We start from the raw sequence: 21,973 nt of genomic DNA, 5'->3' as shown, positions 1-21,973 counted from the left end.
CTTCCCATCACCCGCCATCAATGGCACGGCGAATGGAACTACACCCTCAAACCCGAAGCATCAGAATAGCCGCGTGTTGAATACTGGCAGGCCCTAAGGCGCAGGCCCCGGCCCGCACCACAGAGCCCCTGCCGTGGATCCTGGAAACAGGAATCCGCAGCAGGGGCTCTTTTGTGTCGGCGTTGCGTCGGCGTAGTGTCGTCAGGAACCGCCAGCCGTGGGTGGCCCTGGGAAGGTGCATCTGGCTGCGTGGGCATTAACGCCTGAAGGTGGCCTCCCCGTTTCGGGGAGGCCACCTTCAGAGTGAGTACGGTACGGCTAGCGTGCGTCCTCCACCAGGAGCAGGTCCCGGCCGTTGGTTTCCGGGGTGAAGAAGGTGGTGCCGAAGGAGATCAGCGCCAGGACCAGGGAGTAGATGGCGGGAACCAGCCAGGAATGGCCGGTCGCAGCCAGGAGGGCCACACCGATCATGGGTGCGAATCCGCCGGCCAGGACGGCGGAGAGTTCACGGCTCAGCGCCACGCCGGTGAAGCGGTGCTGGGAGCCGAAGAGTTCCGGCAGCATGGCGCACTGCGGACCGAGCATGGACTGCACGCCGAGTGAAATGCCCACCACCATGACCACCCAGACGAGGGTGACGTTGCCGAGCGTGACCAGGTAGAAGGCCGGCAGGGCGATGACGGCCTGGAAGAGGGCGCCGTAGCGGTATACAGGAACGCGTCCGAAGCGGTCGGAAAGGGCGCCGAAGGTGACCACCATGACCGCTGCGAATCCAGCGGCAATGAGGAGGCCGGTGGGGCCGATGAACTTGTCGCCGGCGAAGATTCCGGCGGGCATGCTGATGAAGGACACCAGGAGGGCGGAGTAAATGGAGGAGTTTCCGTTTTCTCCCATCCGCAGGCCGATTCCGATGAGCACGTTCTTCTTCGAGTGCTTCCAGATCTGCACGACGGGGTTCTTGGCCACGGCTTTGTGCTTTTCCAGTTCCTGGAAGACCGGCGTTTCCTTGAGCCGGAGCCGGATGAAGACCGCGATGGCAATCAGGATGACACTCGCCAGGAACGGAACGCGCCACAGCCAGCCCTGCAGCACTTCCTTGTCGGCCAGCGCCATCAGGGCGAAGGTGCCTGCGCCGAGCAGGGTGCCCAGCTGGATGCCAACGAACGGCAGTGCGGCGAAGAATCCACGACGGCGGCGCGGGGCGACTTCCGAAATCAGGGTGGTGGCGCCTGCCTGCTCGGCGCCGGCGCCCAGGCCCTGGAGGATCCGAAGGGCCACCAGGAGCACTGCGCCGACCATTCCCGCCTGTTCAAAGGTGGGCAGGAGCCCGATGGCGAAGCTGGCCATGCCCATCAGGCCGATGGTCAGGATCAGGACCATCTTCCGGCCGAACCGGTCGCCGATGTAGCCGAAGACGATGCCGCCGAACGGCCGGGCTGCGAAGCCCACACCGTAGGTGGCGAACGACGCGATCATGGCGCCACTTTCCCCCAGCGGTGAGAAGAAGAGCGGCCCAAAGATCAAAGCCGAGGCGAGGCCGTAGATGTAGAAGTCGTAGTACTCCAGTGCGGAGCCTACTGAGCTGGCAAGAGTTGCCCTTCGCAGCTGCTCCGGATCGACGGCGGCGCCGTCCATGTCAGTCTGCGGTGATTTAGTACGAGTTGTCACAAGAACTCCCTCAAAAACACTCCAGGCCCCCGTTGGCCTGGTGGGATAGCGAGGACACGCCGTGGCGTCGATCACTATGTTGAACAGAGTACAGCAAGTTGAACACGTAGCAAGTGGTTGACGGATATTTTGTTCACAACCGGGGTTATGAACGTCAAATAGGGCCGTCCGGGCGCCGCACTCAGCCCATGGGGTTGCCCAGAGACCGCGCCAGCTCGTTCAGTTCCTTGACCATCTGGGAACCCTGCTCCGCAGAGTATGTGGCCTTAAGGGCCGTGACTGACAAACCAAGACTCGGGCCGTGGGCACCGCGCGTAGGCACCGACACAGCCAGGCAGACCACTCCAGTAGTGGATTCCTCATCTTCGAACGCATAGCCCTGTTCACGGATGGTTGTGAGCTGTGCCTTCAATTCGGCCCCGGTGCGGAGGGACTTCGGGGTCAGCACCGGAAGTTGGGCGTCATCGGAAAACATTGCGTCGACGTCGTGATCATGAAGGCGGGCAATCAGGGCCTTTCCCACGGCACACAGGGAAACCGGCATCTTGTCGCCGATGTTGGACGTCAGGCGGACCGCCGGATGGCCTTCGTAGCGGGCCAAATAAATCACGTTGGTTCCGTCCAGCATGGCTATGCGTACTGTCTCCCCGGAAAGGGTCGGCGCCTGCTCGCAGAACCGGTAGAACTCCTGAACTTCGTCGAGCCGGCTGAGATAGGCGGCTCCGAGTTCCACGAGCTTGCGGCCTAGCGTAAATTCGGCGCCCTGGCGGCTGATCAGCCTGGCTTCTTCCAACGCCAGCAACAAATTGGACGTGGACGACTTGGGGATCCCCAGCTCGCGGGCCAGGTCGCTCAGCGTCAGTCGTCCGGTAGCAGAGGCTGCAAGTGCGTCCATGACGGCGGCGGCACGCGTGACCGCCGGGGCCGGCGATGTGCTCCCCAAACCCTCGGAGGAGCGGGGGGTGCGGGAATCGGCCATGATTCTCCTTCGATCGGCACGCCGGGGCGCTTCGCGTAGTTGCGTTCATTCTGCTGAACAGTAACCATCATAATGGCTTAGGCGCGATTCAGGGCCCGGCCAAGCCGCCGTCCACCGCGCCACGCACCCCTGGTCCGCGTGGCATTTGTTTGTTTCAGGAAGTTCACGGTATATTCATTTCAGACCCTCCACCGCGGCATCCCCCAATAGTCGCGGTGGAGGGTTTTCCAATGCCTGAAAGTTGCCGTGGCCTTGGCGGCCGGGTTCAGGCGACGTCCACCACGGATTCCCTCAGCCTCCAGCCGCCACCAAGGCCGTCGCGCTCCAGCACCATGGTGGTCAGCGCGGACTGCGGATTGCGGCCCAGCCGCACCTGGACTTGCAAGACCTCAACGTCCACGCGGCCCAGACCTTTGGGCATACGCCGCTGCGCCTCCCACCAGCTCACACGCTCAAACCATCTCACTGCGTCGGCACCGACGGCCCATTCCCTGCCGTTGCTGACCACCGCCGTCGGGCTGCCGTCCTTGGCCGTCTTCACCACCACATATTCCATAGTGGGAACGATAGGGACAGCCACCGACAATATGGCGCCCCAGCGGTATTGAGCCAGGAGGGCACGGATAGTTGAACCCTTGGCGTCTGCGTAGTCCTGCATGAAAGTCCATTCCTGATCCGCCAGCCTTCGTTTGAGCTGCTCGTATTCGATCCGGGCGTCCTGGTTACTTCGCAGGGAGTCCCGAAACCGGATCATGCGCGTTGCTTCCTCGCATCCAGCGGTAAACACGTGCAAATTCACCTCGTGAACCTTGTGCTTCACCAGGCGGTGTTCGAACCACCCCGGCTCGCGGAGGTGGTGGAGGAAGCCGACGGCCTCAAGCTGGGGGATGTACGTTTCCAGCTCCACGCGTCCGTTAAGGGAATCCCGCCCGCGCAGATACTCGACCCCTTTCACATTTATGGGCCGACCCTACGCCCCTGAACCGCATAGGGAAACAAAAACCCCGCCGTTCCCGGCCACTCGGGCCAGGAACAACGGGGTTGGTGGTGGGTCCTACCGGGATCGAACCGATGACATCCACGGTGTAAACGTGGCGCTCTACCAGCTGAGCTAAAGACCCAAACTGCCGGTTTTTCGCACCTCAGCGCGTCAACCAACGAACATAAACTCTACCCGACGGGCGGGACGAAAAGCCAATCGACACGATCGGCCCCGAACGGTCAAAGATCGGGGAGTTCGGCGGCGAGCCAGGTCAGTGCCTCGCTGACGCCTGCGTCGAGCTTAATGGTGGCGTACTGGTCGCCCCGGGTATCGCCCCTGTTGATGATCACCACAGGCTTGCCGTCCTTCGCCGCGTGACGGACGAACCGCAGTCCGCTCATCACGGTCAGCGACGATCCGGCAACAAGCAATGCCTCTGCACTGTCCACCATCGCGTAGGCGGCTTCCGCGCGTTCTTTGGGCACGTTCTCGCCGAAGTAGACAAAGTCGGGCTTGAGCATTCCGCCGCAAGCGGGGCAGGCAGCGACCACAAAACTGCTGATCAGAGCAATGTCCTCAACAGTGGCGTCGGCGTCGGGCGCCATTTCCACCAGGCCGGAAGTTGTGACGCGCGCCAGGAAGCCGGGATTGAGTTCTTCGAGCACCCCGGCCAGCAGGCGGCGCGTGTAGGTGCGCTTGCAATCGAGGCAGACGACCCGGTCATAACGGCCGTGGAGGTCAATGACATTCCGGCTGCCGGCGTCTTCATGCAGCCGGTCGACGTTCTGCGTGATCAACCCAGTGAGCAGGCCCCGCCGCTCAAGTTCTGCGGCCGCATTGTGCCCAGGGTTTGGATCTGCGTGCCGCAAGTGGGACCAGCCGATATGGTTCCGCGCCCAATAGCGCTGGCGGTTGGCGCCGACGCTCACAAACTCCTGGTACGTCATGGGCGAACGTGGCACGGCGTCCGGCCCGCGGTAATCCGGTATGCCCGAATCGGTACTCAGCCCGGCGCCGGTCAGTAACGCCAGCCGCTTGCCGGACAGCAGCTCCCGGACGCGTTCAAGCCCCTGAAGGTCCGCGCTGGACAGCGCAGCAGAGTCAGCGGCCGGCAGGCTGGCGAAGCCTGTCAGGCCGATGCCGTGCCGCTGCTGGTCCATGCGGCCTCAGGCCTGTTCCAGACCTGCCAGAGCATCCTGGTACTCGGCGAGCTCGCGGGCCTTCCCACGCGGATTCACCACGACGTAACGGATTGTTCCGGCTGCATCGATGATGAACGTCCCGCGCCCAGCCATGCCGCTCTCCGGGTCGAAGACTCCATACGCGGTAGCGACAGCTCCGTGCGGCCAGAAGTCGGCCAGAAGATCAAAGCCGTAGCCTTCCTTCTCGGCATAGGCCCGCAGGCTGAACTTGCTGTCCACGGACACGGCCAGGACGGTGGCCCTGGCATCCTCGAACGCGGCCAGGTTGTCCCGGATTTCGCAGAGCTCGCCGGTACAGACACCCGAAAAAGCAAACGGATAAAACACCAGCACAACGTTCTGCCCGCGGAAAGTGGATAACCGGACAGGTTCTCCGAACTGGTTTACCAGCTCAAAGTCCGGGGCAAGCTCCCCCACCGCCGGAACAGTCTGCCCGGCTACGGCAAGAGCTGCCGTCACTTGTTCTTCCTGCTGACCAGGCGGGTGGCACTCCAGTCCTTTGACACACCTGCGGAGGTGGTGAGGTGAAGGCCCGCAGTGGGCGCCGCTTCCTGGATTTCCGCCGGCGACACGTACCCGGTGCGCCCGGACTTTGGCGTCAACACCCAGACAACCCCGGTTTCACTCAGGGTGGTCAGGGAATCCATGAGGCTATCGACCAGATCCCCGTCGCCGTCCCGCCACCAAAAAATGACGGCGTCAACAACGTCGTGGTCGTCCTCGTCCAGGAGCTCGGACCCTGTCAGGTCCTCAATATCATCACGTAAGTCGAAATCGACGTCGTCGTCGTAACCGAACTCCTGAATCAGATCCCCGTTTTTGAAACCCAATTTTTCCGCCACATTTACCGAAGTGGCGGCGTCGGCCTCGCTCACGTGTTCCTCCAATGCCTAATACATGCAATTCGCATAGTGATTTCCATTACTCCCAGCCAACACCCTTTGTGCCTGCGCTTCAAGCTGCCACCACCGCGATCCGCCATATTCTGCGTCACATCCGGCGCCGTCAGCCTGCGTTGCAGCGGCTTTCGTCACACAACCAGTATGACGGCGAAATACAACAGGGACGCCATGGACGCGGCTACGCATCGCGCTGGAGTCACAGCTAGAGTGACTGGTGACAACTATGCCTGCGGGGCGACCGCCTGGAACTCAATGGCAGACATAGGCGTGATAGGACCCTGCCCGGCGCACATGACCGGGCTGTTGTAACCGATACGTCGCACACGTCGCATTCATGCCGGACAGTCACCCTGCCCGGCATGTGGGCGCCGATGCATGCGCGCAAAGAGAGGTTGGACGTGGCTGCAGGAGAAGATACCTCCCATATCCTCAGCGGGTTGACAAACCAGCTGCCTGATCGTGATCCGGAAGAGACCGCCGAATGGGTTGAGTCCCTGGATGCGCTGATCAGGGAACAGGGCACGGAACGTGCCCAATACATCATGCGGAGCCTGCTGCAGCGCGCCGGCGCCCAGAGCGTGGGCGTGCCGATGGTGACCACCACGGACTACGTGAACACCATCCCGGTGGACCAGGAAGCTCCGTTCCCCGGCAACGAGGAATTCGAGCGCCGGTACCGGGCGTACATGCGCTGGAACGCCGCCATCATGGTGCACCGGTCCCAGCGGCCAAACATCGGCGTGGGCGGGCATATCTCCACCTACGCCGGGGCCGCCACCCTGTACGAGGTCGGCTTCAACCACTTCTTCCGCGGCAAGGACCACCCCGGCGGCGGTGACCAGGTCTTCTTCCAGGGCCACGCCTCCCCCGGCATGTACGCCCGCGCGTTCATGGAAGGCCGGCTGTCCGAGGAGGACCTGGACGGATTCCGGCAGGAAAAGTCCAAGGAAGGCCACGCGCTCTCCTCCTACCCGCACCCGCGCCTGATGCCGGAGTTCTGGGAGTTCCCCACGGTCTCGATGGGCATCGGTCCGATGAACGCGATCTACCAGGCCCAGTCCAACCGGTACCTGCACAACCGCGGCCTGAAAGACACCTCGGACCAGCAGGTGTGGGCGTTCCTGGGCGACGGCGAAATGGACGAGCCCGAGTCCCGCGGCCTGCTCCAGCTCGCTGCGAACGAGAACCTGGACAACCTGAACTTTGTGATCAACTGCAACCTCCAGCGCCTGGACGGTCCCGTCCGCGGCAACGGCAAGATCATGCAGGAACTCGAAGCGTTCTTCCGCGGCGCGGGCTGGAACGTCATCAAGGTCGTCTGGGGCCGGGAGTGGGATGACCTGCTCACCAAGGACGCCGACGGCTCCCTCGTGAAGATCATGAACGAGACCCTGGACGGTGACTACCAGACCTACAAGGCAGAGTCCGGCGGGTTCGTCCGCGAGCACTTCTTCGGCAAGACCCCGCAGACCAAGGACATGGTCGCGGACCTTTCCGATGACGAGATCTGGAACCTCAAGCGCGGCGGCCACGACTACAACAAGGTCCACGCCGCGTATAAGGCAGCCACCGAGTTCAAGGGCAAGCCCACCGTGATCCTGGCCAAAACGGTCAAGGGCTACGGACTCGGACCCCACTTCGAGGGCCGCAACGCGACCCACCAGATGAAAAAGCTCACCCTCGATGACCTGAAGAAGTTCCGCGACCACCTGCGGATCCCGGTCACCGACGAGCAGCTGGAGAAGGACCCGTACCAGCCTCCGTACTTCCACCCGGGCACCGATGCGCCGGAGATCCAGTACATGATGGAACGCCGCGCCCAGCTGGGCGGTTCTGTTCCTGAGCGCCGCTCCAAGCACCAGGAGATCGCCCTCCCCGAGGCAAAAACGTACGAGGTTGCCAAGCGCGGTTCCGGCAAGCAGCAGGCGGCCACCACCATGGCGTTTGTCCGGCTCCTCAAGGACCTTATGCGGGACAAGAACTTTGGCAAGCACATCGCGCCGATCATCCCCGATGAGGCCCGCACGTTCGGCATGGACGCGTTCTTCCCCACGGCGAAGATCTACAACCCCAAGGGCCAGAACTACCTATCCGTGGACCGGGACCTCGTCCTGGCCTACAAGGAATCGGCCCAGGGCCAGCTGATCCACCCCGGCATCAACGAAGCAGGCGCAGTCGCGGCGTTCACCGCCGCCGGCACCGCCTACGCCACGCACGGCGTACCGCTGATCCCGGTGTACGTGTTCTACTCCATGTTCGGTTTCCAGCGCACCGGCGACGCTTTCTGGGCCGCCGGGGACCAGATGGCCCGCGGGTTCATCATCGGCGCCACTGCCGGGCGGACCACGCTGACCGGCGAAGGCCTCCAGCACGCCGACGGCCACTCCCCGCTGCTGGCCTCCACGAACCCGGCAGTGGTCACCTACGACCCCGCATACGGGTACGAGATGGGCCACATCATCCGGGACGGCATCGAGCGCATGTACGGGCCCGATTCGGCTGACCGGAACCTGATGTACTACATCACGGTCTACAACGAGCCCATCTCCCAGCCGGCAGAACCCGAAGAGCTCGACGTGGAAGGTGTCCTCAAGGGCATCTACCTCCTGGCTCCGGCGAAGATCGACGGTCCCCGGACCCAGATCCTGGCCTCCGGCGTCTCGGTTCCCTGGGCCATCGATGCCCAGCGGCTGCTCGCCGAGGACTGGGGCGTCTCCGCCGACGTCTGGTCCGTCACGTCCTGGAACGAACTGCGCCGCGACGGCATGGCCGCCGAGGAAGAGGCGTTCCTGAACCCGGGCAAGCCCGCCCGTGTTCCGTTTGTGACCCAGCAGCTTGCCGGTGCCACAGGGCCCGTGGTTGCGGTCTCGGACTACATGAAGGCCGTCCCGGACCAGATCCGCCAGTTTGTGCCGAACGAGTTCGCCACGCTGGGTGCGGATGGCTTCGGCTTCTCCGACACCCGCGCAGCTGCCCGCCGCTTCTTCAAGAACGACATCCACTCCATCGTGGTCCGTTCCCTGGAACTGCTGGCGCGCCGCGGCGAAGTTGATGCCCAGGCCCCGGCCCAGGCAATCGAGAAGTACAAGCTGCACAACGTCAACGCCGGTTCCACCGGCAACGCGGGGGGCGAGTCCTGATCAACTCCCGCTGACCTGCTGTCAGCGGAAATGAACGACGACGGCGACCCTCACCGAAAAGGCGAGGGTCGCCGTCGTCGTCCCCCTGCCTTTCCGGACAGGAGGCCGCCTGTGATGCAGGTCCAACAACGTTGTAGCCTTTGCACAAATGGAGCTTGCCGGGCAAGCACCGTATGCTCGTAGGATGCCAGAGCCAACCACCCCGCCCGTGAAGCGCAAGCCGTCCTCGCGCAGCATGACACCGGAGAAATCCGAAACCCTGAAAAAGCTCCGGGCAAGCGTGGGCCAGCTCTCCACCACCACCCTTCGCCAGCTGGAAAAGTCGCTGCCGTGGTATTCGCGGCTCAGCTCCGACGAGCGCTCGGCCCTGGGCATGGTGGCGCAAAACGGCATCGCAGCGTTTGTCACCTGGTATGAGCGGCCCAGCTCACCGTCGTGGATCCTCACCGACGTTTTTGGGACGGCCCCCACCGAGCTGACGCGCTCCATCAGCCTCCAGAAGGCGCTCCAGCTCATCCGCATCGTGGTGGAAGTGGTGGAAGACCAGGTGCCGGTCATCGCCCCCGAAGCTGACCAGCCCTCCCTCCGCGAGGCGGTGCTGCGGTACTCACGGGAAGTGGCCTTCGCGGCGGCAGACGTGTACGCGCGGGCGGCCGAGTCCCGCGGTTCCTGGGATACGCGGCTGGAAGCGCTGATCGTGGACGCCATCCTCCGTGGCGAAAACACGGACGCGCTGCGGTCCCGGATCGCCGCACTGGGTTGGAAGGCACAGGAGAGGTTCACTGTGATGGTGGGCAATTCGCCGTCTGAACCCAGTGCCAGCTACGTCAGCGAACTGCGCCGCCTGGCAGGCCGCTACGCCGAGGATGCGTTGGTGGGCATCCAGGGCGACCGGCTGATCCTGATCCTTGGCGGCGTCCAGGACCGCGAGACCGCATACCTGAAACTCAGCGAAATGTTCGCCCCCGGCCCGGTGGTCTACGGTCCGGAAGCCGGCTCCCTGCTGGAGGCCAGCGGCTCAGCGCAGTCTGCCTTTGCCGGCCTGACCGCGGCAAGGGCGTGGCCCGCCGCTCCCCGGCCCGTGGCCGCCGATGACCTGTTGCCGGAACGCGTCATCTCCGGTGACGAAGCGGCGCGCCGTTCCCTGGTGAAGAACATCTACCGTCCGCTTGTCGCCGCCTCCAACGGGCTGGTCGAGACCTTGGGCACCTACCTGGAGTTGGGCCATTCCCTTGAGGCGACTGCCCGCGAATTGTTTGTCCACGCCAACACCGTCAGGTACCGGCTCAAGCGCGTCTGCGACGTCACGGGCTGGGATCCGCTGCTCCCCCGGGAGGCGTTTGTGCTGCAGGCGGCGTTGGTTGTCGGGCGGCTTTCGGCGCCGCCAAAAGCCCCGGCGGAGCGTCATCCGGCGCGGAATCAGCCGTGAGTCGTTGTAGACTTCCTACAATCTGACCCCTTGAGCTTGGTGCAGTGAAACACCGCTGGATGACCCCATAATTTGGAAAGCTGGATACGTGCTTGCAATAGTCTGCCCTGGACAGGGCTCACAGACCCCGGGTTTTCTGGCCCCTTGGCTGGAACTGCCTTCGGTAGCAGGCCATCTGGCCTCCCTCAGTGAGATCGCAGGCATCGACCTGACAGCCCACGGGACCACCTCTGACGAGGACACCATCAAGGACACCGCCGTTGCGCAGCCCCTGATTGTTGCCGCCGGGCTGGTGGCCGCAAAGTCGCTGTTCGACGTCGAACTCGGCACGCTTCCCGTGATCCTTGCCGGCCACTCCGTCGGTGAAATCACCGCCTCGGCCCTCGCCGGCGTGCTCACCGAGCAGGAAGCCATGACGTTCGTCCGTGAACGCGCCAACAGCATGGCCGCCGCCGCTGCCGTAACCCCCACCGGCATGAGTGCCGTGGTGGGCGGGGACCCTGCAGAGGTCCTGGCCGCCATCGAGGCCACCGGCGCTACACCGGCCAACGTCAACGGCGCGGGCCAGACCGTGGCAGCCGGAACTTTCGAACAGCTCAAAGCCCTGGCGGACAACCCGCCGGCCAGGGCGCGTGTCATCCCGCTGAAGGTGGCCGGGGCGTTCCACACCTCCCACATGTTCCCCGCCGTGAGCGCCCTCGAGGCGCTCAAGCCGGGCCTCAAACCGCAGAAGCCGCAGGTGCCCCTGCTGTCCAACTTTGACGGCCGGGAAGTGACCGACGGCGGCGCCGCCGTCGAGAGCCTCATCGCGCAGGTCTCCCGGCCGGTCCGCTGGGACCTCTGCATGGAAACCCTTGTGCAGCGCGGCGTCACCGGTGTCATTGAGCTGGCCCCCGCCGGCACCCTGGCCGGGCTCGCCAAGCGCGGCATGCCCGGAGTCAAGACCGTTGCAGTCAAAACCCCGGACGACCTCACGGCCGCACTGGCACTCTTCGCAGAACTGGAGGGAGATGCATGAGCGTTCCCACGCTGAAACAGGTTCCCGTCAACGAATACAGCCGCATCATCGGCCTCGGGGCATTCCGGCCTGATGTCATCGTCACCAACGACGACGTCTGCCAGTGGATTGATTCCTCGGACGAATGGATCCGCCAGCGGACCGGCATCGTGACCCGTCACCGGGCCGCTGCCGACGTCAGCGTCATCGATATGGCCGAGGGCGCAGCCCGGGAGGCCCTGCAGCAAGCAGGCATCGAAGCCTCCCAGCTGGGCGCCGTCATCGTTTCCACCGTCACCCACCCGTACGCCACGCCGTCCGCTGCCGCCGCCCTGGCTGACCGCATCGGTGCGACGCCGGCTCCGGCCTTCGATATCTCGGCCGCCTGCGCCGGGTACTGCTACGGCATCGCCCAGGCTGATGCCTTGGTCCGCGCCGGCACGGCCACGTACGTGTTGGTGGTTGGCGCGGAGAAGCTTTCCGACGTCATCGACAACCGGGAACGCACCATCTCCTTCCTGCTGGGCGACGGCGCGGGCGCTGTTGTGATCGGCCCCTCGGACACCCCCGGAATCGGACCCTCGGTGTGGGGTTCGGACGGAAGCAAGTGGGACGCCATCGGCATGACGCGTTCCATGCTGGATGTCCGCGACCTCAGCATGGCGGCCCGCCAGTCCGACGAGCCCGGCGACTTTGCCCTGCTCGAAGAGGCGCAGGAGCTCTACCCGACACTCCGCCAAGACGGGCAGACCGTCTTCCGCTGGGCGGTCTGGGAAATGGCCAAGATGGCACAGCAAGCTTTGGAGGCCGCTGGTGTCCAGGCTGAGGACCTTGTTGCGTTCATCCCGCACCAGGCCAACATGCGGATCATCGACGAGATGGTCAAGAAACTGAAACTTCCCGAATCCGTCACCGTGGCCCGGGACATCGCCGATGCCGGAAACACCTCGGCGGCCTCCATCCCTCTGGCCACCCACCGCCTGCTCAAGGAAAACCCTGAGCTCAGCGGCGGCCTCGCACTCCAGATCGGCTTCGGCGCCGGGTTGGTCTTCGGTGCCCAGGTAATCGTCCTTCCTTAGGAACGCCCCATACAGGCCGCATCCGCGGACTGCACCGTTTCCGGCATCCCCTGCCGGCAATAACAAGAAAAGGAGCCATCAATGGCTAGCAACGAAGAGATCCTGGCCGGCTTGGCTGAAATCGTCAACGAAGAAACCGGCCTTGCCCCCGAGGCTGTGGAACTGGACAAGTCCTTCACCGAGGACCTGGACATCGACTCCATCTCCATGATGACCATCGTGGTCAACGCCGAAGAGAAGTTCGGCGTGCGTATCCCGGACGAAGAGGTCAAGAACCTCAAGACCGTGGGCGACGCCGTCAGCTTCATCGCCGGCGCTCAGGCCTAGCCAAGGCTTCAGCCCCTTATGGCTGACTGGACTGCCGGTCCGTGCTCAGGCCGGACCGGCAGTCCACCACATTTTTCGGCAGCCAACTGCCCCACACGCGGGACCCCGCCGGACAACCGGATCGGCCTGCCCACCGACAGAGAGTGATCCAATGACACGCAAAGTAGTCATTACCGGTCTGGGTGCTACCACGCCCATCGGCGGCGACGTACCCACCATGTGGAACAACGCGCTGAAGGGGGTCTCCGGTGCCCGCACGCTGGAAGACGAATGGGTCGCCAAGTACGAACTGCCGGTCCATTTCGCGGCCCGCTGCTCCACTCCGGCGCTGGAGGTCCTGAGCCGCGTTGAGGCCAAGCGGATGGACCCGTCCACCCAGTTCGGCGTCATCGCTTCCCGTGAAGCCTGGGCCGATTCCGGCATCACCGAAATTGATCCCGACCGCCTTGCGGTCGCCTTCGCCACCGGCATCGGCGGCGTCTGGACCCTGCTGGACGCGTGGGACACCTTGAAGGAAAAAGGCCCGCGCCGCGTCCTGCCCATGACGGTGCCCATGCTGATGCCCAACGGCGTCGCAGCAGCCGTCAGCCTTGACCTTGGCGCCCGTGCTGGCGCCCATACCCCCGTTTCGGCCTGCGCGTCGGGCACCGAGGCCCTTCACCTGGGCCTGGAGCTGATCCGCTCCGGCAAGGCCGACGTGGTGATGTGCGGCGGCGCCGAAGCGGCCATCCACCCCATGCCCCTGGCCGCGTTCTCGTCCATGCAGGCGCTCTCCCGCCGCAACGATGATCCCCAGGGCGCCTCACGCCCTTACGATCTGGGCCGTGACGGCTTTGTGATGGGCGAAGGCGCCGGTGCGCTGGTGCTCGAGGCTGAGGAGCATGCCATTGCCCGCGGCGCCCGCATCTACGCCGAACTGGCCGGCACCTCCGTGACGGCCGATGCCTACCACATCACCGCCCCGGACCCGCAGGGCCTGGGCGCCACCCGCGCGCTGAAGGCAGCCATGTTCGACGGCCGGATCCAGGCCGAGGACGTTGTCCACGTCAACGCGCACGCCACCTCCACTCCCGTAGGTGACAAGCCCGAGTACACGGCCCTCCGCGCATCGCTGGGGAACCACCTCGACAACGTCGCAGTGTCCGCCACCAAGTCACAGATGGGCCACCTGCTGGGCGCGTCCGGTGCCGTGGAGGCAGTACTCACCGTGTTGGCCGTGTACCACCGCAAGGCCCCGGTCACCATCAACCTCGAGAACCAGGACCCGGAGATCCCGCTCGACGTCGTCACGTCGGCGAGGGATCTGCCGGCAGGCGACATCGTGGCGCTGAGCAACTCGTTCGGCTTCGGCGGCCACAACGCCGTGATCGCTGTCCGCAGCATCTAACAGCAGCGCGGGAACAGCAAGTACCGCAGTCGAAGCAGAGGCCCCGCCATGTGGCGGGGCCTCTGCTTTTGCTATGGAGCGCCGCATTCCGATCCGGCACGGCTTCTGCCGGGACAGCGGAGAGGAAATACGACAGAGTGATGTCCGACGGCGGTCAGCCCACCTGGTGCAGCCAGCGGACCGGTGCGCCCTCGGCTGCGTGGCGGAACGGCTCGAGTTCCTCGTCCCACGCCTCACCCAGGGCCAGGGAGAGCTCGTGGTACACGGCGGAAGGATCGCCGGCGCCCGATTCGTAGGCGTAACGGATGCGGTCCTCTGAGACCATGATGTTGCCGTGGACATCCGTCGTGGCGTGGAAGATTCCCAATTCGGGGGTATGCGACCAGCGGCCGCCGTCAACGCCCTGGCTCGGCTCTTCGGTGACCTCGTAGCGAAGATGGGCCCAGCCGCGAAGGGAGGATGCCAGCAGCGATCCGGTGCCCGGGGTTCCTGTCCAGGAGAGCTCGGCGCGGAACATTCCGGGCGCGGCAGGCTGAGGGGTCCACTCTAGATCCGTCCGCTTGTCCACGACGGATCCAATGGCCCACTCAACGTGCGGGCACAGTGCTGTAGGGGCTGAGTGAACAAACAGCACACCGCGGGTCATTGCAACAGACATTCCATCCTCCATAGCTGTAGGTACGTCTTCCCCAACGACCTCTGCCTGAATGAAACTGCCCGGTGCTGTATGTTCCAGCGGCGGTGTTCCCTGCCTGATTATTAAGCTGTGTCCGGACTTGCGGGTGACGCGCGAAGCGAAATAGCTTCAAGCGAACCTTGAAAGTTGCCGGACGTGACTCTTATTGTGCCGTACGCCGCGTAATTACGCCAGTGCGATTCGCCACAGGTGACAGGGTCCTAGAATTACCCCGCGTTGGCGGGAATCCCCGGCTCTCAGGCCCGGGGATGGGCCTGCCGGTAGCTGGTCCGGAGCCGCTCAACGGACACATGGGTGTAGATCTGCGTGGTGGCGAGGCTGCTGTGGCCCAGGATTTCCTGGACCGCACGAAGATCCGCGCCGCCATCGAGCAGGTGCGTTGCCGCAGTATGCCTTAGCGCGTGCGGACCGGTTGCTGAGGTGTCGCCCAAAGCTTCGAAGAGAGCATTCACCACGGTCCTGACCTGACGCTGGTCAACACGGTTTCCTCTGGCGCCCAGGAAAAGCGCCGGTCCGCTGTGGCCCGTCGCCAGGAGCGGCCTGGCCCTGCGGAGCCAGTCGTCGACCGCTACAGCTGCCGGGACGCCGTAGGGAACCGTCCGTTCCTTGTTGCCCTTGCCGACCACCCGTAGGGTCCGGCGGTCCGGGTTGAGATCGTCCACATCCAAGGCGGCCAGCTCCCCCACCCGCAGCCCTGTGGCGTATAGGAGCTCCACCATGGCCCGGTTACGCACCGGAACCGGTGACCCGTCAGCCGCGGTTTCTTCCAGACTGTTCAGCAGCCTGAGGAGTTGTTGGGACTGCAGCACCCCGGGCAGTGACTTTTCCGCTTTGGGAGCCCTGAGACGGAGGGCAGGATCGGTCTCGATGAGCTCTTCCCGCATGGCCCACGTGGTGAAGGAACGCGCTGTAGCCGATCTCCGCGCAAGGGTGGCCCGGGATATCCCGGCCTGGCTCTGCGCCCCGAGCCAGCGTCGGAGAGTGCCCAGCTCCAGTTCCGGCAGATCCGTGACGCCCTCGGAGGCGGCGTATTCCAGGAGGCTTCGAAGATCGGACAGGTATGCCCGAAGCGTATGCCCGGACCGGGCCCGCTCGGCGGTCAGGTATCTGCCGAAGTCTGCGAGTGCCTGCTCAAACGCCCGGGACAGTTCCTGATTCTGCACTGTTCCACTGTCCCAGAACTCCGCGGGAATCCCGTGCCGGACACAGGCAACTACGCTAATTCCTTGGCCCGTTTCCAGCCTCCCCTTTCTGAAGCTGCGAGACCCAGCAGGCCTAGCCTGCCCAACCCGGCCCGCACGGAGTCCGCACTGAGGCCGGCAACTGCGCAGAGCTTGTCCACGGACGTGGTGGACCGCAGCGGCAGGGCGTCAAGAAGGATCAGATCCTCCAGGGTCAGTCCGTCATGGTCGGCCGCATGCGCTGTCCCGGGCGCCGCAAGCCCCACGCCGCTTGGGGAGGCCAGTTCGGCGATCTCCGCGGCGTCAGTCACGCAGACAGCCCCGCCATCCCGGAGTAGACGGTGGCAGCCGGCGGAGTTGGCGCTGTGCACGGACCCCGGCACAGCTCCCACCGCCCGGCCAAGCGTCTCCGCGTGGTGGGCCGTGTTCAGCGCACCGGACCGCCAGCGCGCTTCCACCACCACCGTCACAGCGGCCAAGGCCGCGATCAGCCTGTTCCGTTGGAGAAAGCGGTAGCGAGTGGGCGCCGACCCCGGCGGCACCTCTGCGAGCACCGCTCCCTGGTTGCAGACCGCCCGCAGGAGATCCTCATTCCCGGACGGGTAGAACCGGTCCACACCACCAGCCATCAGCGCGATGGTAGGCACCGCCGCTGATCCCCCGGCCAGTGCTGCCCGGTGCGCGTGGGCGTCGATGCCGTACGCGCCCCCGGACACCACGGTGAAGCCCCGCTGAGCCAGGGAGTAGGCGAGGTCCCCGGTCACCGAGGCGCCGTAGCTGGTGCTGTCGCGGGACCCCACCAGCGCCACGCTCCGGGCCGGACCGGGAAGCTCCTGTTCCAGGCCCCGCCACCACAGACAGATGGGCTCCTGCATCCCAAGGTCCCCGAGCTGGGCAGGCCAGAGATCATCCGACGGGATAATCAGCCGGCCGCCAAGGCGTGCCATGGTGGCCAGGTCACGCTCGGGCGCCAGATCCGGAATGCGGGGAGCCCAGCGTTTGAGGGAGGTAGTCATCCCCGCCCAGCTGGTTCCGGCGCCGTTGTTCGCCAGCAGTCCGCTGATCTCCCGCTCCAGTGCCGGGCCGGCGGCCGCCTGGCCCGTGGCGATTTTCAAGGCGTCGGGTGCGCCGGTGGCCTGTACGAGGGCCAGTCCGGCCGCGTCCTGCGGTTCCATGAGCCGCGACAGGGCGGCCCGGGCGATCCGTTCGTTGTCCATGTGGTTTCTTCCTTCACGCAGCTGCCGAGGCAGCCTGCCGGAGGCCAAGGGCCTGGCCGATGTCGTTGGTGTCGGGCACGTCGCGGTGCGACAGGTCCGCCAGGGTCCAGGCCAGCCGGAGAACCCTGTCATAGCCCCTGGCGGTCAGCACGCCCCGCTCCAGTGAGTGGTCCAGGATCCGCGTGGCGCCGGCCGGCAACCGCAGGGCGCCGCGCAGAATCCGGCCGGGCACCTGCGAGTTCGTTTCCATTCCCAGCGGCTGCAGCCGTTCGGCCTGCCGCCAGCGTGCATCGCCGACCCTCCGTGCCACGGCGGCTGTGTCTTCTTCGGCGCCCGCCTGGCCGAAGTCGGCCAGTGACACGCGCTCCACCTGCAGCTGGATATCCACCCGGTCCAGCAGCGGACCGGACATCCTGGCCACGTAGCGGCGTCGCATCATGGGCGTACACGTGCAGTCCAGGCCCTTTCCCGAAGCCTTGCCGCAGGGACAGGGGTTGGCGGCAAGGACCAGCTGGAACCGGGCAGGGTAGGCTGCCGTTCCTGCCGAGCGGTGAATGACCAGCTCCCCGCTCTCCAGGGGCTGGCGGAGGGCGTCCAAGACGCGCCGTTCGTACTCCGGGGCCTCGTCCAGGAACAGGACACCGCGGTGTGCCCGCGACGCCGCACCCGGGCGCGGCAACCCCGATCCCCCGCCGATAATGGCGGCGGCTGTGGCCGAATGATGCGGGTTTTCGAACGGCGGCCGCCGCACAAGCTGAACGGCGGATGAGGGAAGGCCGCAGAGGGAGTGGATGGCAGTGACTTCCATGGCCTCATTGTCGGCAAGGTCCGGCAGGAGACCGGGAAGTCTTTCGGCCAGCATGGTCTTGCCCGCACCCGGGGGTCCGGTCAGGAGCAGGTGGTGGGCCCCGGCAGCGGCCACCTCGAGTGCACGCCTGGCTTCGCCCTGGCCGGAGACGTCGGCCATGTCAGGAACGGTCTGAGCCCCCGGTTCGGAGTCCCCGTGACCGGCCTCGTCCTCCGGCTCGAAGTCCAGTGCGAGCTCTTGCGGGTCTGCACCGAAATCGAGCGCCAGCCGCGCCAGCGTGCGGTACCCCTTGACGTTGGCTCCGGGGACCAGCGATGCTTCGCCGAGGTTGGCGTGCGCGACCACCACGTCCGGATAGCCGGCCTGCACCGACGCCATCACTGCCGGCAGGATGCCGCGCACCGGCCGTAACCGGCCATCCAACCCAAGTTCGGCGATGAAGACGGTCCGGCCGGTGGGCTTGATGTCATTTGCGGCCCTCAGGACTGCCATGGTCACGGCAAGGTCGAAGCCCGAACCGCGTTTGGGCAGCGACGCAGGGATGAGGTTGGCCGTGATCTTCCGCCGGCTCAGCGGAATTCCGGAATTCTTGGCCGCGGAACGTATGCGTTCCTTGGCCTCGTTGAGGGCGGCGTCCGGGAGGCCCAGGATTACGAATGCCGGCAGGGTCTGGCCAATATCGGCTTCTACCTCGACGATGTACCCGTTCAATCCCACCAGCGCCACGGAGTAGGCCCGGCCCAGCGCCATCTACCCCACCCCCTTGAGGTGTTCCACCAGGGGTTCGCCGCCGCCGTCGTCCACCACGGCGATGACGTCCACGCGCCGTAGCGGCATCCGCAGCTCCCGGTCCCGGCACCATGCCGAACCAAGCCGATGCAGCCGGGCGAGTTTGTCCGGCCCCACGGCTTCGAACGGGTGCCCGTAGTCCAGGGAACGGCGGGTTTTCACCTCTGCGATGACCAGGGCGTCCCCGTCTAGGGCCACAATGTCTATTTCACCTTCGGTGCAGCGCCAGTTGCGTTCCACCACCAGCATGCCGAGCGATTCAAGATAGCCGGCCGCGAGCTCCTCGCCGCGCCGGCCCAACAGGTCTTTGGATTTCATTTCTACCTCCGCAACCAGCCTGCAGTGGCAGGACAGCGGAGGACAGCAGGCTATTCGCGTATGTGGGCAACCCGGGAAAACCGCCCCAATACAGCGGGGCTGTGGAGGAGCAGTGGGCCGGCGTCAGTTGCCGAGGTCAACGTCCTTCGGCAGGGCGAGTTCCTCGTTGCGGGGCAGTTCTTCGACGTTGACATCCTTGAACGTGAGGACGCGGACTGTCTTGACGAACCGTGCCGAACGGTACACATCCCACACCCAGGCATCCTGCAGCGTCAGATCGAAGTAGACCTCGCCGTCGGCGCTTCGGGCCTGCAGGTCAACGTGGTTTGCGAGGTAAAAGCGGCGTTCGGTCTCGACAACGTAACTGAAGAGCCCGACAACATCGCGGTATTCACGGTAGAGCTGCAGCTCCATGTCGGTTTCATAGTTTTCAAGATCCTCTGCACTCATGCTTCCATCTTGCACCATCCAGGGCGCCGCAGTCGCAGCGTCCGCGCCGCATGAGCCCCACACCAGTGCGGCAGGCACTGGAGCGGCACGGAATCAGAGTTCGCTGCCCAGGAGGTTCCAACTCACCCGGTGGTACGGTGTGGCTCCGGCGGCGCGGAGCGCGTCCCGGTGAATTGCCGTGGCGTAGCCCTTGTTGATGTCCCAGCCAAACTCGGGGTATTCACTGTGCAGGCCGCGCATCTGCTCGTCACGTTCCACCTTCGCAATCACGCTGGCTGCGGCCACGCTGAGGCACTGCATGTCCGCCTTGATTTTGGTGTGGACGGGGGCAGTGCATGCGAAGTCGGCCGGTGGCTCGTCAAACAGGGAAGGCTGCCCGGCGGGCGATAGCCAGTTGTGGCTGCCATCAAGCAGCACCACATCTGGGCTGATGCCGGCCGCAAGGATGTCCTGCCAGGCGCGCGTACCGGCCAGCCGCAGCGCAGCAATGATGCCCAATGCGTCGATCTCCCGCGCGGAAGCGTGCCCGACGGCGGACGCAACACTCCAGCGTCGGACCAGCGGTTCCAGCCTCTCCCGTTCGGCGGGGCTGAGCAGCTTGCTGTCCCGCACACCGGCCAGGGGCTTCTGGGTATGGAGGTCCACGACGGCGATCCCGACGCTTACAGGTCCTGCCAGCGCTCCGCGGCCCACTTCGTCCACGCCGGCCAGGTAACGGGCGCCCTGCGCTTTGAACGTCCGCTCATGCCGGAGCGTCGGTGCTTTGGAGCGGACCCCGGCCGTCTGGCGGGCTGCAACCTTGGACGCGGTGGCCGGTATCACGGCGGACACTCCTAGCCTCCCGCAGGCACGTTCCGGAAGACGGCCGGATAGTTGTCAAGGACAGTGATCCGGTTCAGCGGCCATGCGATGACGGCGGCTTTGCCCTCCACGTCCACGAGGTCGACGAATCCGCCATTGGATTCCAGGTGCGAGCGGGAATCCGCGGAGTGGTTCCGGTTATCGCCCATGACCCAGACCTTTCCTTCCGGAACAACGACGTCGAAAGCACGGATCTGCGGTTCCTCAGCCCCGTTGACATAGGTTTCATCAATAGGAGATCCGTTGATGGTCAGTTTACCGCCGTCGTCGCAGCAGATCACTTCGTCACCGGGAAGCCCGATGACACGTTTGACGAGGTGCTGCTCGGAGTTGTCCGGCAGCAGTCCCACAAATGTCAGGCCGTCCTGGACCCATGTGAAAGGTCCATTCGGTTCATCCGGTGCGGTGCTCAGCCAGCCCTTGGTGTCACGGAAGACCACAACGTCGCCGCGAGAGAGGGAAAACGGTTCCGGTACCAGCAGGTTCACGAAGATACGGTCATTGACGTCCAGGGTGCTGACCATGGACTCGGACGGAATATAGAACGCGCGGAACAGGAACGTCTTGATCAGGAAGGACAGCACCACGGCGATCACCACCACCGTGGCAACCTCCTTCAGCCAGACAAAGAGCTGGCTGGGGGCGGCGGACTGGGAAGTCGGTGCCGCGGATCGCCTGCCGGACTGTGGCGCCGACGGGCCGCCATCCGCCACGCCGTCCGACGCGCCGCCGTCGGCACTTATTCCGTCGGAGGTGCCGCCGCCGGAAATCGCGTTGGCGGACATACCGTCGGTGTCGGCACCGGGGGCGCCGTCGCGAGGCGGCTCAGGTGTCCGGGCATTGTTCTCGGGCATTTACTGTCCGTCCTCTGTTGTTGATCCTGCCGCTGGCGGCCGTAGTACTGCAGCAAATCTATCAAGTGGCCAGACGATCTGGACCGGCCTGCCGATGACACGGTCCATTGGCACCATGCCTCCGCCGGGCGCCCCGAGCAGGCTGCGCGAATCAGCGGACGCGGAGCGGTGGTCACCGAGCAGCCAAAGCCTTCCGTCGGGCACCACGGCGCTGAAGATCTGCGTGCTTGGGCTGTCTCCGTCGAACAGATACGGCTCCTCAAGTGCCCCGCCGTTGACGGTGATCTTTCCGTCTGCATCGCAGCAAACCACGGTGTCCCCCGGCATGCCGATGACACGTTTGACGTACGTGGTGTCACTGCCGGCCAGGCCAAGCCACTGCCCGGCCGCTGCAACGGAATCCAGAAGGGGGCCCTTCCCACTGTGCAGGGGAGCAAACGAACCCCTGCCGTCGAAGACCACAATGTCGCCCCGACGGATGGGTTCGGCATGGAAGTCTGTCCTGGAGACCAGGATGCGGTCCCCGTTCGCAAGGACCGGCTCCATGGATTCGGACGGTATGTAATAGACATCCAGCCACAGGGAACGGACCAGCCCGCTGATGGCCACGGCCAGGAGAACTGCCAGGAACGCAAAACGCCAGCCCATTCTTCTGGGCTGGCGTTTTGTCTGGTCCATGATCCGTATTCCTGGGGCGCTGTTGCGA

21 protein-coding genes, 1 tRNA gene and 1 pseudogene are annotated in these 21,973 nt (G+C 65.0%); 6 read left to right on the top strand and 17 right to left on the bottom strand.

Annotated elements, in window-relative coordinates:
- Nucleotides 1–318: 318 nt before the first annotated feature.
- The 8 genes and pseudogenes from ACVWY0_RS01860 to ACVWY0_RS01825 all read right to left on the bottom strand — a co-directional run bounded on the left by ACVWY0_RS01860 (nucleotide 319) and on the right by ACVWY0_RS01825 (nucleotide 5,706).
- Complete coding sequence (locus tag ACVWY0_RS01860; RefSeq protein WP_485835201.1) at nucleotides 319–1,635, bottom strand: MFS transporter; 1,317 nt, start codon at nucleotides 1,633–1,635, stop codon at nucleotides 319–321.
- A gap of 214 nt (nucleotides 1,636–1,849) precedes the next feature.
- Complete coding sequence (locus tag ACVWY0_RS01855; protein ID WP_485835183.1) at nucleotides 1,850–2,647, bottom strand: IclR family transcriptional regulator; 798 nt, start codon at nucleotides 2,645–2,647, stop codon at nucleotides 1,850–1,852.
- Between the two features lie 265 nt (nucleotides 2,648–2,912).
- On the bottom strand, nucleotides 2,913–3,203 hold the full coding sequence (locus ACVWY0_RS01850; RefSeq protein WP_141140864.1) for a hypothetical protein: 291 nt from the start codon (nucleotides 3,201–3,203) through the stop codon (nucleotides 2,913–2,915).
- A gap of 66 nt (nucleotides 3,204–3,269) precedes the next feature.
- Nucleotides 3,270–3,554, bottom strand: a pseudogene (locus ACVWY0_RS01845) (GrpB family protein); the annotation flags it as partial.
- A gap of 138 nt (nucleotides 3,555–3,692) precedes the next feature.
- A tRNA-Val gene (locus ACVWY0_RS01840) sits at nucleotides 3,693–3,768 on the bottom strand.
- 100 nt (nucleotides 3,769–3,868) lie between these two features.
- Complete coding sequence (locus ACVWY0_RS01835) at nucleotides 3,869–4,789, bottom strand: NAD-dependent protein deacetylase (protein ID WP_485835182.1); 921 nt, start codon at nucleotides 4,787–4,789, stop codon at nucleotides 3,869–3,871.
- A 6-nt stretch (nucleotides 4,790–4,795) separates the two neighbouring features.
- Entirely contained in the window at nucleotides 4,796–5,290 is a 495-nt protein-coding gene (locus ACVWY0_RS01830; RefSeq protein ID WP_485835181.1) for a peroxiredoxin, read from the bottom strand.
- A complete protein-coding gene (locus tag ACVWY0_RS01825; RefSeq protein ID WP_056341561.1) occupies nucleotides 5,287–5,706 on the bottom strand; it encodes a DUF3052 domain-containing protein in 420 nt (139 codons plus the stop codon). The genes ACVWY0_RS01830 and ACVWY0_RS01825 overlap by 4 nt, the downstream gene beginning before the upstream one ends.
- 398 nt (nucleotides 5,707–6,104) lie before the next feature.
- On the opposite strand from ACVWY0_RS01825, the gene aceE reads away from it, so the two are divergent.
- The 6 genes from aceE (at nucleotide 6,105) to ACVWY0_RS01795 (ending at nucleotide 14,092) form a co-directional block, all read left to right on the top strand.
- Nucleotides 6,105–8,873: a pyruvate dehydrogenase (acetyl-transferring), homodimeric type gene (gene aceE / locus ACVWY0_RS01820; RefSeq protein ID WP_485835180.1), complete on the top strand. Its 2,769-nt coding sequence runs from the start codon at nucleotides 6,105–6,107 to the stop codon at nucleotides 8,871–8,873.
- 184 nt (nucleotides 8,874–9,057) lie between these two features.
- Entirely contained in the window at nucleotides 9,058–10,302 is a 1,245-nt protein-coding gene (locus tag ACVWY0_RS01815; protein WP_056349053.1) for a PucR family transcriptional regulator, read from the top strand.
- Nucleotides 10,303–10,390: 88 nt separating this feature from the next.
- The gene (locus ACVWY0_RS01810) at nucleotides 10,391–11,320 is read left to right on the top strand and encodes an ACP S-malonyltransferase (RefSeq protein ID WP_485835179.1); all 930 of its coding nucleotides are present in this window, start codon (nucleotides 10,391–10,393) and stop codon (nucleotides 11,318–11,320) included.
- On the top strand, nucleotides 11,317–12,378 hold the full coding sequence (locus ACVWY0_RS01805; protein ID WP_252565833.1) for a beta-ketoacyl-ACP synthase III: 1,062 nt from the start codon (nucleotides 11,317–11,319) through the stop codon (nucleotides 12,376–12,378). Before ACVWY0_RS01810 ends, ACVWY0_RS01805 begins: the two co-directional genes overlap by 4 nt.
- Nucleotides 12,379–12,459: 81 nt before the next feature.
- Nucleotides 12,460–12,705, top strand: coding sequence for an acyl carrier protein (locus tag ACVWY0_RS01800; RefSeq protein ID WP_009359314.1), 246 nt, complete (start codon nucleotides 12,460–12,462; stop codon nucleotides 12,703–12,705).
- A gap of 151 nt (nucleotides 12,706–12,856) precedes the next feature.
- Nucleotides 12,857–14,092, top strand: a complete 1,236-nt coding sequence (locus tag ACVWY0_RS01795) for a beta-ketoacyl-[acyl-carrier-protein] synthase family protein (RefSeq protein ID WP_485835178.1) — start codon at nucleotides 12,857–12,859, stop codon at nucleotides 14,090–14,092.
- A 154-nt stretch (nucleotides 14,093–14,246) separates the two neighbouring features.
- Here the strand turns inward: ACVWY0_RS01795 and ACVWY0_RS01790 are convergent, their stop codons facing one another.
- The 9 genes from ACVWY0_RS01790 to lepB (ACVWY0_RS01750) all read right to left on the bottom strand — a co-directional run bounded on the left by ACVWY0_RS01790 (nucleotide 14,247) and on the right by lepB (ACVWY0_RS01750) (nucleotide 21,945).
- Nucleotides 14,247–14,750: a DUF3145 domain-containing protein gene (locus ACVWY0_RS01790; protein ID WP_056349065.1), complete on the bottom strand. Its 504-nt coding sequence runs from the start codon at nucleotides 14,748–14,750 to the stop codon at nucleotides 14,247–14,249.
- 275 nt (nucleotides 14,751–15,025) lie between these two features.
- Complete coding sequence (locus tag ACVWY0_RS01785; RefSeq protein ID WP_485835177.1) at nucleotides 15,026–15,952, bottom strand: tyrosine recombinase XerC; 927 nt, start codon at nucleotides 15,950–15,952, stop codon at nucleotides 15,026–15,028.
- A gap of 50 nt (nucleotides 15,953–16,002) precedes the next feature.
- Nucleotides 16,003–17,187, bottom strand: a complete 1,185-nt coding sequence (dprA, locus tag ACVWY0_RS01780) for a DNA-processing protein DprA (RefSeq protein ID WP_485835176.1) — start codon at nucleotides 17,185–17,187, stop codon at nucleotides 16,003–16,005.
- A 13-nt stretch (nucleotides 17,188–17,200) separates the two neighbouring features.
- Complete coding sequence (locus ACVWY0_RS01775) at nucleotides 17,201–18,745, bottom strand: YifB family Mg chelatase-like AAA ATPase (protein WP_485835175.1); 1,545 nt, start codon at nucleotides 18,743–18,745, stop codon at nucleotides 17,201–17,203.
- Nucleotides 18,746–19,102, bottom strand: a complete 357-nt coding sequence (locus tag ACVWY0_RS01770) for a YraN family protein (RefSeq protein WP_111909355.1) — start codon at nucleotides 19,100–19,102, stop codon at nucleotides 18,746–18,748.
- Nucleotides 19,103–19,225: 123 nt separating this feature from the next.
- Entirely contained in the window at nucleotides 19,226–19,552 is a 327-nt protein-coding gene (locus ACVWY0_RS01765) for a DUF2469 domain-containing protein (protein WP_111909356.1), read from the bottom strand.
- 93 nt (nucleotides 19,553–19,645) lie between these two features.
- Nucleotides 19,646–20,374, bottom strand: a complete 729-nt coding sequence (locus tag ACVWY0_RS01760; protein WP_485835174.1) for a ribonuclease HII — start codon at nucleotides 20,372–20,374, stop codon at nucleotides 19,646–19,648.
- Between the two features lie 11 nt (nucleotides 20,375–20,385).
- Nucleotides 20,386–21,267, bottom strand: coding sequence for a signal peptidase I (gene lepB, locus ACVWY0_RS01755; RefSeq protein ID WP_485835173.1), 882 nt, complete (start codon nucleotides 21,265–21,267; stop codon nucleotides 20,386–20,388).
- Entirely contained in the window at nucleotides 21,268–21,945 is a 678-nt protein-coding gene (gene lepB, locus ACVWY0_RS01750) for a signal peptidase I (protein WP_485835172.1), read from the bottom strand.
- Nucleotides 21,946–21,973 lie beyond the last annotated feature (28 nt).

The organism is Arthrobacter sp. UYNi723 (genome assembly GCF_054057635.1).
The sequence above is the reverse complement of the archived record's forward strand: the minus strand, read 5'-3'. Positions and strand labels throughout refer to the sequence as shown.

Bases quoted from the DNA above. Each gene is read 5' to 3' on its own strand.
- ACVWY0_RS01790 (WP_056349065.1), bottom strand. From the start codon at position 14,750: ATGTCTGTTGCAATGACCCGCGGTGTGCTGTTTGTTCACTCAGCCCCT.
- ACVWY0_RS01775 (WP_485835175.1), bottom strand. From the start codon at position 18,745: ATGGCGCTGGGCCGGGCCTACTCCGTGGCGCTGGTGGGATTGAACGGG.
- ACVWY0_RS01850 (WP_141140864.1), bottom strand. From the start codon at position 3,203: ATGGAATATGTGGTGGTGAAGACGGCCAAGGACGGCAGCCCGACGGCG.
- ACVWY0_RS01795 (WP_485835178.1), top strand. From the start codon at position 12,857: ATGACACGCAAAGTAGTCATTACCGGTCTGGGTGCTACCACGCCCATC.
- ACVWY0_RS01770 (WP_111909355.1), bottom strand. From the start codon at position 19,102: ATGAAATCCAAAGACCTGTTGGGCCGGCGCGGCGAGGAGCTCGCGGCC.
- ACVWY0_RS01805 (WP_252565833.1), top strand. From the start codon at position 11,317: ATGAGCGTTCCCACGCTGAAACAGGTTCCCGTCAACGAATACAGCCGC.
- ACVWY0_RS01765 (WP_111909356.1), bottom strand. From the start codon at position 19,552: ATGAGTGCAGAGGATCTTGAAAACTATGAAACCGACATGGAGCTGCAG.
- ACVWY0_RS01800 (WP_009359314.1), top strand. From the start codon at position 12,460: ATGGCTAGCAACGAAGAGATCCTGGCCGGCTTGGCTGAAATCGTCAAC.
- ACVWY0_RS01835 (WP_485835182.1), bottom strand. From the start codon at position 4,789: ATGGACCAGCAGCGGCACGGCATCGGCCTGACAGGCTTCGCCAGCCTG.
- ACVWY0_RS01860 (WP_485835201.1), bottom strand. From the start codon at position 1,635: ATGGACGGCGCCGCCGTCGATCCGGAGCAGCTGCGAAGGGCAACTCTT.
- dprA (WP_485835176.1), bottom strand. From the start codon at position 17,187: ATGGACAACGAACGGATCGCCCGGGCCGCCCTGTCGCGGCTCATGGAA.
- aceE (WP_485835180.1), top strand. From the start codon at position 6,105: ATGCATGCGCGCAAAGAGAGGTTGGACGTGGCTGCAGGAGAAGATACC.
- ACVWY0_RS01815 (WP_056349053.1), top strand. From the start codon at position 9,058: ATGCCAGAGCCAACCACCCCGCCCGTGAAGCGCAAGCCGTCCTCGCGC.
- lepB (WP_485835172.1), bottom strand. From the start codon at position 21,945: ATGGACCAGACAAAACGCCAGCCCAGAAGAATGGGCTGGCGTTTTGCG.
- ACVWY0_RS01855 (WP_485835183.1), bottom strand. From the start codon at position 2,647: ATGGCCGATTCCCGCACCCCCCGCTCCTCCGAGGGTTTGGGGAGCACA.
- lepB (WP_485835173.1), bottom strand. From the start codon at position 21,267: ATGCCCGAGAACAATGCCCGGACACCTGAGCCGCCTCGCGACGGCGCC.